General features: G+C 39.4%; 13 protein-coding genes. 5 read left to right on the top strand and 8 right to left on the bottom strand.

Annotated elements, in window-relative coordinates; all coding sequences use genetic code 11:
• Nucleotides 1-93: 93 nt before the first annotated feature.
• From CGICJO_RS00485 to CGICJO_RS00465, 5 genes are all read right to left on the bottom strand, one after another.
• Nucleotides 94-285 carry a hypothetical protein gene (locus tag CGICJO_RS00485; RefSeq protein WP_486499243.1) on the bottom strand — a complete coding sequence of 64 codons (192 nt, stop codon included), beginning with the start codon at nt 283-285 and terminating at the stop codon, nt 94-96.
• Between the two features lie 215 nt (nt 286-500).
• Nucleotides 501-722, bottom strand: a complete 222-nt coding sequence (gene relB / locus CGICJO_RS00480) for a type II toxin-antitoxin system RelB family antitoxin (protein ID WP_486499242.1) — start codon at nt 720-722, stop codon at nt 501-503.
• Between the two features lie 140 nt (nt 723-862).
• A complete protein-coding gene (locus CGICJO_RS00475; protein ID WP_486499241.1) occupies nt 863-1261 on the bottom strand; it encodes a single-stranded DNA-binding protein in 399 nt (132 codons plus the stop codon).
• A 664-nt stretch (nt 1262-1925) separates the two neighbouring features.
• Nucleotides 1926-3050, bottom strand: coding sequence for a riboflavin biosynthesis intermediates N-glycosidase (ybiA, locus tag CGICJO_RS00470; RefSeq protein WP_486499240.1), 1125 nt, complete (start codon nt 3048-3050; stop codon nt 1926-1928).
• A 37-nt stretch (nt 3051-3087) separates the two neighbouring features.
• Nucleotides 3088-3585, bottom strand: coding sequence for a hypothetical protein (locus CGICJO_RS00465; protein WP_486499239.1), 498 nt, complete (start codon nt 3583-3585; stop codon nt 3088-3090).
• Between the two features lie 235 nt (nt 3586-3820).
• Between CGICJO_RS00465 and CGICJO_RS00460 the strand changes: the two genes are divergently transcribed.
• From CGICJO_RS00460 to CGICJO_RS00450, 3 genes are all read left to right on the top strand, one after another.
• The gene (locus CGICJO_RS00460; protein WP_486499238.1) at nt 3821-5032 is read left to right on the top strand and encodes a helix-turn-helix domain-containing protein; all 1212 of its coding nucleotides are present in this window, start codon (nt 3821-3823) and stop codon (nt 5030-5032) included.
• 427 nt (nt 5033-5459) lie between these two features.
• On the top strand, nt 5460-11135 hold the full coding sequence (locus CGICJO_RS00455; protein WP_486499237.1) for an endo-alpha-N-acetylgalactosaminidase family protein: 5676 nt from the start codon (nt 5460-5462) through the stop codon (nt 11133-11135).
• A 425-nt stretch (nt 11136-11560) separates the two neighbouring features.
• Nucleotides 11561-11908 carry a hypothetical protein gene (locus tag CGICJO_RS00450; RefSeq protein WP_486499236.1) on the top strand — a complete coding sequence of 116 codons (348 nt, stop codon included), beginning with the start codon at nt 11561-11563 and terminating at the stop codon, nt 11906-11908.
• Between the two features lie 48 nt (nt 11909-11956).
• Here the strand turns inward: CGICJO_RS00450 and hcp are convergent, their stop codons facing one another.
• From hcp to CGICJO_RS00435, 3 genes are read right to left on the bottom strand one after another with little or no spacing between them, the layout of a single operon-like run.
• Nucleotides 11957-13552: a hydroxylamine reductase gene (gene hcp / locus CGICJO_RS00445; RefSeq protein WP_486499235.1), complete on the bottom strand. Its 1596-nt coding sequence runs from the start codon at nt 13550-13552 to the stop codon at nt 11957-11959.
• Between the two features lie 38 nt (nt 13553-13590).
• A complete protein-coding gene (locus CGICJO_RS00440) occupies nt 13591-13932 on the bottom strand; it encodes a cupin domain-containing protein (RefSeq protein ID WP_486499234.1) in 342 nt (113 codons plus the stop codon).
• Between the two features lie 12 nt (nt 13933-13944).
• Nucleotides 13945-14658: a 4Fe-4S dicluster domain-containing protein gene (locus tag CGICJO_RS00435; protein ID WP_087379366.1), complete on the bottom strand. Its 714-nt coding sequence runs from the start codon at nt 14656-14658 to the stop codon at nt 13945-13947.
• Nucleotides 14659-14768: 110 nt separating this feature from the next.
• Between CGICJO_RS00435 and CGICJO_RS00430 the strand changes: the two genes are divergently transcribed.
• Together CGICJO_RS00430 and CGICJO_RS00425 are read left to right on the top strand one after the other, a co-directional pair.
• Nucleotides 14769-15428: a Crp/Fnr family transcriptional regulator gene (locus CGICJO_RS00430; protein ID WP_486499233.1), complete on the top strand. Its 660-nt coding sequence runs from the start codon at nt 14769-14771 to the stop codon at nt 15426-15428.
• A gap of 153 nt (nt 15429-15581) precedes the next feature.
• A complete protein-coding gene (locus CGICJO_RS00425) occupies nt 15582-16457 on the top strand; it encodes a L,D-transpeptidase family protein (protein ID WP_486499232.1) in 876 nt (291 codons plus the stop codon).
• The last annotated feature ends 3 nt before the right edge of the window (nt 16458-16460 follow it).

Below are 16460 nucleotides of genomic sequence, written 5' to 3'. Positions count from 1 at the left end.
GTTAATTATAGAAGAATTTATTTTTATATTACCATGGTTTGCGTAAAAAGTCGATATTTTTATTATTATGATAATATAAAATTGTTTTTATAGTTACTGAGAAAGTTGCCTAAGTTTGTTGTAACATCTGTCAAGATACGCTTTAAGTTTTTTCATATCCTCATCATCAGGAAAATAAAATCTTATGTTATACGGAAATTTATACTCTCCTGTTTCTGTGTGTGTAATCACATGACCGTTCTTGTACATATCATAAAGTCGGTCACGGATTTCTTTTTCTTTCATTTTTATCACCCTTTCATTTGGAGTAAATATAAAAACGGAACTGGTTCCGGTTTATGGATAAAACAAAGCCATCGGAGTTAAATCACCGATGGTTCGTTTTATTCTGTATCAATAATGTTATCCTTTATATTATCCTTTATATAAGTCGCTTTTTGTGTATTGGTCGAGCTTCTTAAATTCCTTATCGAAGCAAGCAGTGGTTTTAATGTGGTATCTCACATATCATATTCTTTCCAGAGCTCTTCGATAGGTCGGCTTTTCTTGCCGTCAGCAACATATTCCTGATATGCCTCATCAGCAATATTAACATCGTATTCATCTTCGATTTTCTCAAATAATGCTCTCTTAAACGCTTCACCAAGGGACATTGAATGAATTTTAGCATAGCTATCTGCCAATCGTTTTTCTTCTTCAGTTAGAATGATTGAAAATATCATAATATCAGCTCCCTTATTTATAGTAAATTGTGCTACAAATCGTATGGTTTGTCAAGTGTTTGGAAATACATTAATAATATTATATGCATAATCTAAAGCTAAAACACAAGAGGTACAACTTAATGATTACTTTGTCCGAATTATTCAAAGGATAGGTCTTCATCAATTGGAAGTTCTTCATAGTCTGGGAATTGTTCGTCATGATTATGACTATCCTGATGTTCCTGTGATGATTTTGCCTTAACTCCAAAGGCTATCTCGTCGGCAACAATTTCAGTCATCTTATGGTTTATGCTATTTTTGTCTTGATATGTTCTTGTTGAAAGCCTTCCGGATACGGTCAAGACCTGTCCTTTTTCGCATTCTTTACAGATGATTTCCGCAAGCTTTTTCCACGCAACCACATCAATGAAATCTACATTATCTCCGTAGCCTTTAACCGCCAAGGTGAAACTTGTAACAGAAACTCCGTTTGGTGTAGTCTTTAATTCAAGGTCTTTTGTAATACGACCTGAAATGGTTGACACGTTAATACTCATATGATTTCCTCCTTTAATTTTTTATGGATATAAAAATCGGAACTAATTCCGGAAAATAAAAAACTCCGAATTTCGTAAAGAAGTACGTGAATTCGGAGTTTATAATTTAATTATTATAAAAAGAAGCGGCGAGGAAATTCCCCGCAATTCGGTGGACCAGGGTCTTTCGACCAGCCCAAACCAGTAATTATTACCAGCTTTATTTTATTCATAAGAATAATATATTTATTCCTATTTGTCAATAATATTATAAAAAATAGCTTTGATTTATAATAAAAAACAAAATCGGAACCAGTTCCGGAAAGGTGTAAAGGAAGTACGAGATATAAAGCGGAACTGGTTCCGAATACGGAAAAACATGAAAATGTAGTTATTAAATTAACAAATATGACAAGCTGTCATTTGCTGCAAAACCCTGATTCCCCAGTTCAAATCTGGGTGACGCCTCCAAATCAACAGGGAAAGCAATAGCTTTCCCTGTTTTTCTTTTTGCAATTTTGCATATTTAATAGTATTATGTAAATTAAAATAAAAAATAATATTTTTAATCTATTTACTATTCTTATTATGTACGATAGATTATTGATAAAAAGTAATTCCCCACAGGTTATTGCCTGAGGGGAATTTTTGCTTGATATTTTAAATTGTGAATTTTTTATTGATTTTAAATCTTTTTCTGCAAATTTAATTCGTTTCTGATTTTCATGAGGATTTTTCCGAGGAGATTGTTTCCTTTGCCTGTTCTTGTATCAACACCCCAGCAGGTATCTCCCCAGGTATTGCCCTCGATTATTGGGATATCTCCGGTGGCGAGGAGTTTTTCTGCAATATCCGGATTTTGTAAAAATTTTGCACGTACAATTTCTTCCATGATCTCGGCTTTTACATCCTCCCAATCCGGTCTTAACTGCACCTGACGCCCCAGGCGTTTGGATTTATTGGAAGGGAGATTTATAAATTGCATTTTTTCCTCTTTTGTAAGGCATTTTTGTGCTTGAAATGCGGCTTCGGCGTTGAGAAAATGCAATCCCTTATAATCAAGCTCAGACGGATAGAAGTTACTGAGAAAATCATATTCTTCACGGAAACGGTCGATGACTTTCGGAATTTTTCCGTTCTTTTTCAACAATTCCCAAACATCCTTTGTAACCATTCCTTTTGCAGATAAATCATAATTGCGCAGCTTTTCTCTGAAAGCCGATGAGCTTATTGTGTCGAGCCAATCGGGAACTGTAAACACTGTGAAGGCGTCTTTATGAGCTGACAGAAACGGATGATTTGAAATCACTGTTTCCGGCATTTCTCCTTGACGTTTTGCCACCATAATGCCGAATCTTTCTACAAACTCTTTGATACGGTGCCAGCGTGGAATAATATGGAGTTTATCACTGCCGGCAAGAAAAAGCACCTGACTTTCAGGATATTTTTCTTGTATTTTTTCCAGTGTTTCATAAGTAAAGCTTCTTTCGCCTTTTTGACGCTGAAGCTCACAGCTGTCTACTGCCAAGCGTTTATCTTCGGCGCACATGCTGTTGAGAAGTGCTATGCGAAGTTCATCCGGCAAGGTTTCTTCCTTATGTCCTGTCTTAGCAAGCTTTTTCTCTACATACCAGAACGGAGTGGGCACAAACAGCCCGAGCTGTGCACCTGCTGCATCAACAGCGGCTTTCATAAGAGCTAAATGGGCGGTTGTAGGCGGATTAAACGAACCGCCCAGCACCACGATTTTTGATTGATTTTCTTTATTGTAATTTGAAAAGCCGCAAGAGGATATTACTTTTGTTTCCACTTTGATAGCCTCCTTTCTATATAAAATATATAATCATCTAATTTTTAAATTCAACTATACGTTGTGTGTTTTTGTAACAGGATACTGTTACTTCATCGGTTTCTTTAAGATTATTATAGTCGCTTTCTGAGATTCTAAAGCGGTATGCTTTGCCGTTTGAATCTAATCCACGGAGATAATAATGCTGTCTCCAGATAAATTTTATTGATGGACTGCGGTCTATACTGCAATTATGTAATGTAATGGTTTCAGTGCCGGTTATTATGTCCATAAATATATCTGCGGATTTAAAGACGGCTACAAAACATAATATAACGAATACCAATATAACCAGTATGGATTTTAAATATTTTTTTGATTTAAAGATAGAGGGCAAGGATTTTCCGATAGCCACTGCCAAAATAATCATAAGTAAAACGGTAAAAAATTCCTTGAGCAAAACTAATTGACCGGATTCGGGAATAAAAATACCGGAAAGTAAACATACAACCGTAATAAATAAAATTATTATATAAAACAATTTTTTCTTTGTCATTTTTCACCTGCAAATATTTTCATATATTATATATCTTTGAAACGATTGTATCATAGGTGATAATGCCGGTCAACTATAACAGGTTGCTTTTACTGTAATTTCCATTGACGTGTAATTTTTCTAACTGTAAAATAAAAATTGATATTGCTTTGTGTTTGAAAATAATTGTACTTGTGTTCCAATAAAAGTTAATGCATAATTTATTTATAGGTTAGTTTATACAAGGGTGATTGGTTTGGATAATAATTATGACGTATTTTCAGGGCTGGAATTGTTCTATAATTCTACAGGATGCTATGTGTCTGTATATGACAAAGAGAGCAAAGATTTTGTATGGAGCTGTTCTGAGGAATTTAATGTATTTTTCCGTGAGGCCATAGACAGACCATATGTAATATTTAACGATTCGCCGACAACCTTTTTTATAAACAGTTTCGAGTTAGTGGGTGGATTTAACTATTCAAAAGACGGCAAAACATATACTGTGGTAGTTGGTCCTGCATTCGTAACGGACCCGTTTTCGGATTTACGCATTATAGGAAAAACATTGTATTTTGCAACGGGCGGTGACACACAGAAGCTTAAAAATTATCTTTATGTTTCAAAGATAACGGATAAAAAAGGTTTTAATGCTGACTTACTTATGTGTTACTATTTGCTCACAGGGAAGAAAATCTCCAAGAGTGTGGAAGAAAGCACTGTAGTGGTGGATATTAACAAAGACATAATTCAAAAGTTGTTTGACATGAGAGAAGAAGAGAAAAAGGATTATTTTTCTTTTGAAAGACAAGAGCTTTTACTGTCTGCCATATCTTCAGGAAATCTGGAGAACACGAAAAAGCTTTGTACTTCTTTTTTGAATTTCTCTGCTTTTAAAAGATGTGAAGACAATCTGATGTCAAGTAAATTTCGTTTTATAGCTGCTATGCTTCTTGTGAACAGGCAAGCTGTTATATTTGGAGTAGACGAAACAAAAGCTGCCGCCATATACAAGGAGTTTTGCAGAAAAGTATATGCGTCGGAAAGAGAATGGGAAATAAAGGAAATCTTTTTGAAAGTGACAATGGAATATACAAAAAGCATAAGCGAGTCACAAATATACAAGGTCAATATTCATGATGTTAATCCGGTGGTTATAAAAGCTGTAAACTATATAAGCCAGCATTTACATAATGATTTGATAGTTTCTGATATATGCCGTCATTGCGGTGTAAGCGAATCTCATTTGCGTCTGTGTTTTAAACATGATATAGGAAAGAGCATAGTAGAATACATTAACGAACAAAAAGTTGAGGAAGCAAAAATGATGTTAAAATATACTAACTACAGTCTTTTAGAGATATCTGAATATTTATCCTTTTCATCTCAAAGTTACTTTACTACTGTGTTTAAAAAGATTTGCGGACAAACACCAACGGATTACAAAAATTTGTTGAAAAATAATTGAATTTTAAAAATGAAAATTGAATTTCAAAAGAAGAATAGCTACTTGTGTGATAGAATAATCATGCAGGTAGCTTTTAATTATCTTTAAAAAAATCTAAGTTTTTAAAAAGAATAAGAGAAAGATAGATAAATTTTATTATAATAAAAATAAAATAAATGTAAAAAAGAAAGGAATTGAGTTAAAAATGAAAAGCTAAAAAGAAAAAGTAAGCAATATGTGGTTTGAACTTTAAGTGTTTTTATCTGTGTGGACGTTGCTGGTATATTCAAAATGATTTTTTAAAAAACAGTAATCAACTTTTATTTGATTTAAAGGAAGAAACTACATATTTATGCAGACTGTAAAAAGGAGGAGATTTAAAACAAGAAGAAATTTATTTGATTAAAAAAGGAAAAGAAGTATTTTGTTGTATTGGAGGTTAATAAAAATGAAACGAATAGTAAACAGAGGTCTCGCTGTTCTGTTGTCGGTTATTATGCTTGTAGGAATAATCCCTGCCGGTATATCATCGGCAGCTGCGGCAGATACCGGCAAATGGAAATTTGCTGAATGGCCTACAGGAGCTCCTGTAGAAGCTCAGGACGGCTGGATAACACCAGACGAGGACGGAAACGGATTTGTCCTTGATTTTGAAAAAGTTATAGCTGACAGAACTGACGGAGGAGACAGCACAAGCATAGTTTTGTACGACTCTGAAGCAGAGCCTTATAAAAACAGCATATTAGAATTCGACATTACTCAGGAGTCCGAAAAGTGGCCTGACTTTTTCAATGTTGGATTCTTCTCACGTTTTGATATTACAGACAACGTGCTGAACTGCGATGGATTTGCAGTTGATACACCGGAAAAAATTCAGCATAGCGCAGCCACAAACGGTCAAGAGGGATGGGCTAATGTTGATAATCTTGCCGGTTACAATTTTGAAACAGGTAAAACACACCATGTAAGAATTGAAACCTATAACGATACTATAACAGTATATGTAGGAAATGGTGCTGAGCAAAAGAAGCTCACTTCCTTTACATCTTCTTCATCAGTACAGGAAGGCGGATACGGTTTCCGTATTTGGAGAGGAGCAAAAACAATTACTGTTGACAATATCGTAAGAAAAGATTTTTCAAAGTCATACTTGCTTGAAAACGAAGCCAAGATTATGGATTCACAGTGGACAACTGCAAGCGTTGATATTCCGGTTGATCTTAAAGAGGGCGACAATGTGGCATCAATAAATGACGGAACAATGGATTTGACTCCGGGAAGCCACTACAGCATAGCTGATGGAATTATCAATATCACACCTGACTATATGAAAAATTTGGGAACAGTAAGTGAGGTTACTCTTACAGTTAATTTTGAACAGGGTGATAAAGATACATTTAAGCTTATTCGTCAAGGCGAGGATGACGGCGGATGGAAATTCTATCGTCATAATGCTACAGAACCTTTTGAAAGCCAGGAAGGCTGGATAAATGTATTAAACGGCGGAAGCAAAGTAGTTATTGACTACGATAAGCTTATTACAGATACAGGTGAGCAGGGATTGGTTATTCTTAATGAGAGTGCTCCACAGTATCAGGATAGTATACTGGAATATGACCTTACATTTACTAATCCTAATGACGGTACATGGATAACTACTGCCCCTGTTGTAAGAGGATATGACGGTGCAAACTATGAGGGCTTTGCTATAACTCAGGGCACAGGACTTGAACGTACAGGTCGTCTTAACGGAAGCGAAAGCTATGCAGGTATAGACAATAAGCTGGGTATTTCATTTGAGTACAACAAAACCTATCATTTCCGTATAGAAACAATAGGCAACCATATTACAGTTTATCTTACAGTTGACGGCGAAGAGAAAAAACTTACAGAATTTGACAGCCCAATAGGACTTGAAAAGGGTACATATGGTTTCCGTATTTGGCGTGGCGGAAAAACTATCACACTTGATAATATAAAGCGCACAGAGATTATCACATCTAAGTTTGAAAACGGTATTCTTCAGGTTAATAAAGACGACTGGGGAAAAACTGATGTAACAACAAATGTATCCTTTGGTACAGGTGACTCTATTAAGACAATTAAAAACGGTGATACAGTTCTTGAAAACGGCAAGGACTACACAGTTGAAGGCAATGTATTTACTCTTAAGAAGGAATACGTAGCCACACAGTCAGGAAACTTCAGACTTCAGGCAGAGTTTGCTATGGGCAGTAATGTTGCATTATGGGTTATGAAGTTTGACCCTGATAATGCCCAGGAATACACATGGACTCCTGACCAGGGTATGGACATGTGGAAGAAAATGGAGGGCGACGGAACCTTTGAGATGACAGAGGACGGAAAAGCACTTCATATTAAAGGAAACAATCTCCTTGTAAACGAGCTTGCACCAATCGCTGCAAACGGTGAAATTGAAATGACATTTGATATTTTGCAGGACCCGAAAGGTTACGACGCAGGTGCAGTATTCCGTACAGATGATATATTAGGCAACTGGCAGGGTGTTGTCAGCAACGATACTCTCAATGCAGAAGGCCTTTGGGATTTCATGAGTAACGGAAGCGCAACCCGTATAGTTTGGGACGGCGGCAGAAATATGAGCCGTAACGGCATAATAGATATAAAAGTAAAAATCCGTTATGTAGATAATTCCATGACAATTTGGCTTGATGACCAGTTTGCACACACAGCAAAGATGACCCAGTCAGAGCCGGGCGTAGGCGGAATGGGTATATTTGTAGGCGACCAGGGCGATCTTTTGCTCAAGAAAGTTGTATTCCGTGAGGTTGTTCCTTATCAGGAGGCAGAGGGTGAGCGTGAACCTGTAACAATCGAAAACGACGGATTGTCAGTGCGCCTTGACAGCGACTTCCCGCACGTTATTGACTATACTCTCAACGGAAAAGTCATGAACGGCGCAGAGCTTCGCTATAACTATGTAACAATCAATACAACAGATTATAAAGCAACAGCTGAAATCACAGAGCAGACAGAGAATTCTATAACTTACCACGTTACACCTCAGGGTATTGACGTGCCATTTGATGTAGTATTTACAGTTAAGGAAGAACAGATTGTTGAAATGCTTATCAAGAATATTGATGAAAGCAATGTTACAGTAAATTCAATCGGCTTCCCGGTTCAGCCTTTGATTTCTGCAAACAGTGCTCAGGCTGACGCATCTCTTGACGCTGCTTGGGTAAATGAAAACAGCAGAAGCATTGTTGACCTTCACGAAACAATCGGAGATAAAAATGTTTCTACAGTAGCTCCATTCTCTGTAAACACTCCATATATTTCAGCAGACGGACTTTCAGCTTCAATGTTTAACAACTGCTATCTTGGCGGTGAAGAGTTTATTTACCGTGGTTTTGAGCTTCCAAACGGCGAAGAGTCAGTAGGTGTTTGGAATCAGGACTTCATGTACAGAGGCGTTGACGGAGAAAAGATTCTTCCGTTCCCATCAGAGCCTGATGAAAATGATTTGTACTGCCGTATAGTTATCACAGAGGACAACAACGGCGATGGTATTGCTAACTGGCAGGACGGCGCAAATGCACTTAGAAAGCTTACAAAGAATATGGTTCCTGGCAGTGATGACGCAGCAAGAAGCTTCTTCCATGTTGGTTATAACTTCGCCAGCGGCGTACAGCAGCCATTCCTCAAGGTTGCCGACAACATGAAGCGTCTTTCAAACTATATTGACGGATTCAGTCAGCAGCTTATCTTCAAGGGCTATGCAAACGAAGGACATGACTCTGGCCATGCTGACTATTCAGATATAAATGAGCGTGCAGGCGGAGCAGAGGATTTTGCAATTGCTATTGCTGAAGCAGACAAAATAAATTCTAACTTAGGTATTCACATTAACGTTCACGAAGCTTATCCGGAAGCTAAGATGTATGATGATTATGTAATGAGCGATTTGCTTACATGGCACTGGATGGATCAGGCAAAAGCTATCCGACGTTATGTATTTATGCTGACAGGCGGCTTCGATTCAGAAATGGACGGACTCTTTGAGCAGGTTCCTGATTTGGATTTCATATATGTTGACTGCTGGGGCGAAGACCGTTGGGGCGAGAAGAAGCTCATCGGTACACTTCTTGACCACGGCGCAGAAATGTTTGTAAACGAGAATGCTGCTGACTTTATGCGTTTCGGTGCTTGGGTACATTCAACTGCTAACAACAGCCAGATTCATCAGTTTACATACAACTCACAGAAAGACATTTATCCGGGAAGCTCAATTTACTGGGGCGGCTACAGCCGTGCAGCTTCCATGATGTCATGGCAGCACAACAACAATATCAATACTCTTGTTGAGCAGTTCTATACTAACCAGCTTCCACAGAAATACCTTATGTGCCATGAGGTACAGCGTGTAGCTGACGGAGTAGGTTATTTCTCAGACAATATTACATCAGGAAATTACACAATCACAAAGGACGGCAAAAAGCTTACAGACGGTAACGGTAAAATCTTTATTCCTTGGTACGACGAGGATACAAGTGTTGACCGCAACCCGGACGAGGCAGCAAAGATTTATCACTGGAATTCAAACGGCGGCAAGACAACATGGGATCTTCCGGACTCATGGAGCGATGTAACAACAGTTTACCTTTACAGAACAACTCAGACTGGTAAAACAGATGAAACACCTATAAAGGTTGAAAACGGTCAGGTTACAATAGACGCTCAGGCAAAGACACCTTATGTTCTTTATAAGGAACCACAGGAAGCTGACGTAACAGAGTGGAGCGTTGGCAGTCCTCTTAAAGACACAGGATTTAACAGCCGTGATTTCTCAATCTGGCAGAACAGCGGAGACGCTGATATCTACTACGAGGACGACGGAAACGGCGTTTCTATCCTTAACATCAAGGGCTCTGAAGAGGGTCAGGTTAGCCAGACAATGGAAGGCCTTGTTCCTGGACAGAAATACAGAGTTGTAGTTCATGCAGGAGCAGAGAACGGCAAAACTGCACGTCTTACAGTTGACACAGGAACAAACACATATGAAAACTATCTTGAAAAGGTAGGAATGACCAACCAGTACTTTGACAGCTATGTTAAGGGCAAGAACATGCAGAGAATGTGGGTTGACTTTGTTGCAGAAAGCTACACAGCAACAGTTACACTTTCCGGTGACGCATGCGAAAGCGCAGACGGAAAGACCACATTTATGGAAACTCGTATTGTAAAGACAGCAGAGCCCGATCTCCCAGAGGGTTATGTTGCAAATGAAACATTCGAGTATGTTGAGCAGGGCGCTTATGGCATATTCAATCCTGAGCGTTCCGCAGACGGTGTTCCTCACCTTTCAGAAACACACAGACCATATACAAACGATACAATCACAGGTGATTGGTCACTTAAATTGTACGGTCATTATGGTCAGGGCGACGTAACAGTACGTACAAGCCCGGCAACAATGCGTCTCGAGCCTAACACAACATATACAGTTGAGTTTGATACTCTCGGCGACGGTAAAGTATACATTCAGTCCGAAGCAGACGGAAACGATAAGGTTCTTGAAGAATCCTACAGCGCAGGACATCACAAGTATACATTTACAACAGGTGACAAAAATGACTATATCGCACGTATTGAGCGCAGCTCCGTACTTGATAACTTCAAAGTATATCTCACCGATGAGGTTACAGAGGTTACAGGTATAGATATAGAGAATAAAGAAATCGAAATGAGCGTAGGCGATACACTTACACTTAATCCAACAATTCAGCCAGTAGAGGCAAACAACAAGCAGGTTGTATGGAATACAGATGAAAACGATATAGTTTCTGTAGACCAGACAGGAAAGCTCGTTGCAGTTGCAAAGGGAACTACAACAATCACAGGAACAACTGTTGAGGGCGGATACACAGTTACTGTTACAGTTACAGTTACCGATAAAGAATATGCAAAGGGCGACGTAAACCACGACGGAACTCTTAACATCGATGATGCCACATTGATACAGCAGTTCCTGGTAGAGCTTAATCCTGATAACTTTGATCAGACACTTGCAGATATGAATGATGACGGTGTAATCAATATTATTGATGCAACTCTGATACAGCTCGCTATAAAAGCTTAAAAAACTACTTTTAGTTCTAATTATAACTCCTTTTTCTAACAATCAATGGCGGTTACTGAAAAGTAACCGCCATTGGTGTTTTGTGTTTTTATGTTATTAAAAATTTATATTGACTTTTAAATATAAAGTAGTATAATAATAACGTAAACATTTACCAAGTGAAGTTTACGTATAGTATTTTCAAAATTGCATTGAGTTGGCTAAGAAGTTATTCAGTAGCCGGGTCAGTGCGTCATTTTTTAGGTTTTACACTGCGCTCCGGCAACAGGGCGCAGTTTTTTGCGTCTTGGCTGAATTTTCTCAGCCGGGTGGAAACGGCTCAGAGTTTTTCCACAGGGACGCATTGCCGCTGAATACAGTGCGGGACGGTACCCTATAACCGAAAGAAAATGCAAAATGAAAATACTTATCGGAGGTAAATGTTTATGAAAATGAATTATAATGCTGTATCCTGTGAAATCACACTCTCTAACAATTTTTATGCCGTATCCCATGTTCCCTGCGATTACCAGAATGATGTAATCGGTTACGGCGTATGCCGTTTTATTATGAAGTCAAACGATATTCGCAGACACTGCGTGTTTCAGAGCTGGAAGCTCCGTGTGTCAAAAGGAAAGGAACGCAAAAATCGCCGTTTCTTCTATACAATTCCTGCAGTTCTTGCAGAGCTTCCCGGACAGTGGATTCAGATAAGCGGAACTATAGACCCAAACGGAGTGACGCTAAAAAAGGCGGAAATCTTTTCCCAGCATCCCTGTTTTAACAAAAGATAAATCAAGCCGGTTCAATCTGTGTAATGCAGAGAGAACCGGCTTTTTATATTACTTATTTAAAATAGCTTTTAAATCTTCCTCAGGTGTGGTTATAGGGGCGATGTTGTAGTTTTCTACAAGGAAGTTCAAAACATTTGGTGAAACAAAGGCCGGAAGTGTCGGGCCTAAGCGGATGTTTTTAATTCCAAGATAAAGCAGTGTGAGAAGAATACATACAGCCTTCTGCTCGTACCATGAAAGAACAAGTGAGAGAGGAAGTTCGTTTACACCACAGTTAAAGGCTTCTGCAAGGGCAATTGCTACCTTGATTGCGCTGTAGGCGTCGTTGCACTGTCCCATATCCATAATGCGTGGAAGCCCCTCTATTGTGCCGAGGTCAAGGTCGTTAAATCTGTATTTACCGCAGGCCAAGGTGAGAACTACTGTGTCCGCAGGTGTGTTCTTTACAAAATCTGTGTAGTAATTGCGTCCTGTCTTTGCTCCGTCACAGCCTCCCACAAGGAAGAAGTGCTTTATTTTTCCTGCTTTTACTGCCTCGATAACCTTGTCGGCAACAGATAAAACTGTTCCGTGGCCGAAACCGGTCATAACTGTGTTGCCGCCGTTTATTCCGGTAAACTCTCTGTCCTGTGTATATCCGCCAAGCTCAAGGGCTTTTTCAATTACAGGTGTAAAGTCCTTGTCCTCGCCGATGTGTACAAGCTCAGGATATGAAACAACCTCTGTTGTGAAAACTCTGTCCTTGTAGCTGTCCTTAACAGGCATGAGGCAGTTGGTTGTGAAAAGCACAGGAGCCGGAATGTTGTCAAACTCCTTTTGCTGGTTCTGCCATGCTGTGCCGAAGTTTCCCTTTAAGTGGCTGTACTTTTTGAGGAGAGGGTAAGCGTGGGCAGGGAGCATCTCGCCGTGGGTGTAGATGTTTACGCCCTTGCCTTCGGTTTGCTCCAAAAGCTTTTTAAGGTCGTAAAGGTCGTGACCTGAAATTACAATAAACGGACCCTTTTCAACGGTGAGAGGAACAGATGTGGGAACAGGAGTTCCAAAGCTTTCTGTGTTTGCCTTGTCCAAAAGTTCCATGCACTCAAGGTTTACTTCACCGGTTTCCATAACTATTGGGAGAAGCTCATCCATACCGTAGTCCTGGGAAAGACTGAACAGAGCCTTGTAGAAGAAGTTATTTACCTTTTCACTGGTAAAGCCTAAAACATAGGCGTGATAAGCGTATGCCGCCATACCTCTTATTCCGAAGAGGATAAGTGATTTAAGAGAACGGATGTCCTCGTCTGCGTTCCATATATTTGAAAGAGGATAGTCCTCTGTGCTTGCACAGCGTGAAGCGCAGCCGGCACAGCCCGGAGCGGCAAGGTTTTTCTCATTGTGAACCTGATTGATAAGGTCATTAAGTGTTTTTTCGTTAAAGCTTACATTTGTTACTGTTGTGAAAAGTCCCTCTAAAATAAGCCTGTCGGAATTTTCTGTTTTTCCGTTGTTCATGCAGGCTTTGGCAAGACCTATAAGAGCGGCTGTTAAATCGTCCTGAAGATTTGCAACAGGAGCTGATTTTCCGCAGACACCTGCAGAGCCTTTGCAGCCTGTACATCCGGCTGTTTGTTCACACTGAAAGCAAAACATTTTATTAGTCATGATTGTTCTCCTTTTTCTAGTTGATATGTTGATATTTTTTACTTTTCTACGGGAAATATTACAGTTAAAAGCATTTTAAAATCTTCTTGTGAAAAAACCGCATGTGGTTTTTGTGCCGGCATAACCAGTGTTTCGCCTGATGAAACAAAGTATTCCTTGCCGTCAACGGTGAATTTTCCCTGTCCCTCCAAAACAGTTACCATTGCGTCGCCCTTTGACTCGTGGGTGCTTATCTCTTCACCCTTTGAAAATGCGAAAAGTGTTAGGCTTACAAAATTATTTTGTGCAAGAGTTTTGCTGACAATCTGTCCGGGCTGGGCAGATATTTCCTTTGCAAGACTCAAAACCTCTTCGTGATTGATATTTTTAATATAGCTCATAATTTCCTCCTGTTATATGTCCAGTATTCTTCCGTCTGTTGAGATTGTGACAACCTGCCATGGGATAAACTTTCCGCTGTTCTTTAAAGCGGTGACTGCGGCGTGCTCAATTCCTCCGCAGCAGGGAACCTCCATTCTCACAACTGTGACGCTTCTTATGTCGTTGTTTGCAATAATCTGTGTAAGCTTTTCAGAATAGTCAACTGCGTCAAGCTTCGGACATCCTATCAATGTGATTTTTCCTTTTATAAATTCCTCGTGGAAGTTTGCATATGCATAAGCGGTGCAGTCTGCGGCAATAAGAAGCTTTGCTCCGCTGAAATAAGGTGCGTTTATTGGCGCAAGCTTTATCTGTACAGGCCACTGCTGAAGTCTGCTGACAGGTACAGTTTTTGCAGAAAAGCTTTCTGTTTCGGAAATATTTTCTCTGTTAAAAGCTTTTGCCTGACTGCCGGGACATCCGCAGGGAATTTTTGCCTTTTGTGCTTTCTTTTCCATATTGGCTTTTACAGCCTGTTCATCATATGCGGCGGCTTCACGTTCTACAAAGGTTATTGCTCCTGTGGGACAGGTGGGCAGACAGTCGCCCAAACCGTCGCAGTAATCGTCACGCAAAAGCTTTGCCTTTCCGTTTACCATGCCGATAGCACCTTCGTGACAAGCCTTGGCGCAGGCTCCGCATCCGTTGCATTTTTCTTCATCTATATTTATTATTCTTCTAATCATAGTAATCTGCCTCCTGTTTAGTCTTCAATTTTCTGTTGAGTTTATGACTGAATTATAGTACAATCAAAAAATAAAGTCTGTTGTAATTCCAACAAAGGAGATTTTTTAAAATGGAAAAATATTTTGAAGCTATTAAGAGATGTCCAATCTTTGCCGATATATCATCAGAGGAAATAAAAGCAATGCTCAACTGTTTACAGGGCAAAAAAGAAAGCTATGAAAAAGGAAGCTGTATTTTACAGATAGGCGATAAGCTGGAAGCTGTGGGTTTGCTGTTATCGGGAAAAGGAATGATAGTTCAGGAGGATTTCTGGGGAAATAGAAATATCCTTTCGGAGATTTTGCCTGGTCATATTTTCGGCGAGGCTTTTGCCTGCTCGCCGGGCTCGGTTTTAAATGTCAGCGTTTTTGCTGAAAAGGAAAGTGAGGTGCTTTGGCTCAGCGTCGGAAGAATACTTACCACCTGTCCCACCGCCTGCCCTCATCACAGCAGAATGATAAGAAATCTCCTTTCAGATTTGGCAGAAAAAAATCTGCGTTTAAATGAAAAGCTCACCCATATGGGACAGAGAAAGACAAGGGAAAAGCTAATGTCCTATTTGTCGTCCCAGGCTCAAAAGTCCGGAAAATCACAATTTGAAATACCCTTTAACAGACAGCAGCTTGCAGACTATCTTTCAGTGGAGAGAAGCGCCATGTCCCTGGAGCTGAGCAAGCTTAAATCCGAGGGGATAATTGATTTTGATAAAAACAGATTTAAATTATTATGATTATATTGAATGATAAATCTATAATACATTATATAAATTTTATTAGCGGATAGTAAGGAGAAAGGAATGCTGTCCGCTTTTTAATTGTAATTTATATTTTTATGTGATAAAATTAAGTAAAAATAATTGATTATTCAAAAATGAGGAGCAGAAATGAGTAAGAAAGAAAAAATAAAGTTGATTTCCGTATTTGCCGCTTGTTTTATAGTGGTTTTGATAACTCTTATAGTTGTATTTTCTCCAAAATATGACGATGATTTCACATCTGCGCCAACCGCTGACACAAGCGAAGCTAAAGTTACAACAGAGGAGCTTACAACCGAAACATCCACAACCGAAGAGGAAACAACGGAGCCGGAAACAGAGGAGATATCTTCAGAGGAAACATCATCGGAAACAGCGGAAAGCACGGAAGTACAGCAGGTTTCTCAGCCTGAGGAGTTTATAAGACTTATGAGCAAGTGCGGAATTGATATCAACATGGTGGATTGCCGCCAGCTTGTGGTGGTGGAATCCTCGGGAAACGAAGCGGTTGTGTCATTTTATGAAAAACAGGACAGCGGATTGTGGCAGGACACAGGACTTACTGTTTCCGGATGGGTAGGTGTAAACGGAGTTGACGAGAAATCCCAGGAGGGAGATGGAAAAACTCCTTATGGACTTTTTTCAGTTGGAGAGGCTTTTTACATAGGTGAGGAACCTGAAACAGGGCTAAACAGCTTTCAGGTAACGGAAAACACCTACTGGGTGGATGACCCACAATCTGTGTACTACAATCAAAAGGTAGAGGGAACGGAAAATAAGGACTGGAACAGTGCCGAACATATGATAAGCTATTCACAAAGCTATAAATACGGATTTGTTGTAAACTTTAATATGGACCCTATTGTTCCGGGAAAAGGCTCTGCAATATTTTTCCACTGCGGAACTGCGCCCACTGCAGGATGTGTAGCTGTGCCGGAAAGCAGTGTGCTGAGCTATCTTGAAAAGCTGGACAAAAATAAGAATCCATATATATTGCTTATGTAAAAG

It is taken from the genome of Candidatus Limousia pullorum, from assembly GCF_057405065.1.
This window is presented reverse-complemented; position numbering and strand designations above follow the sequence as displayed.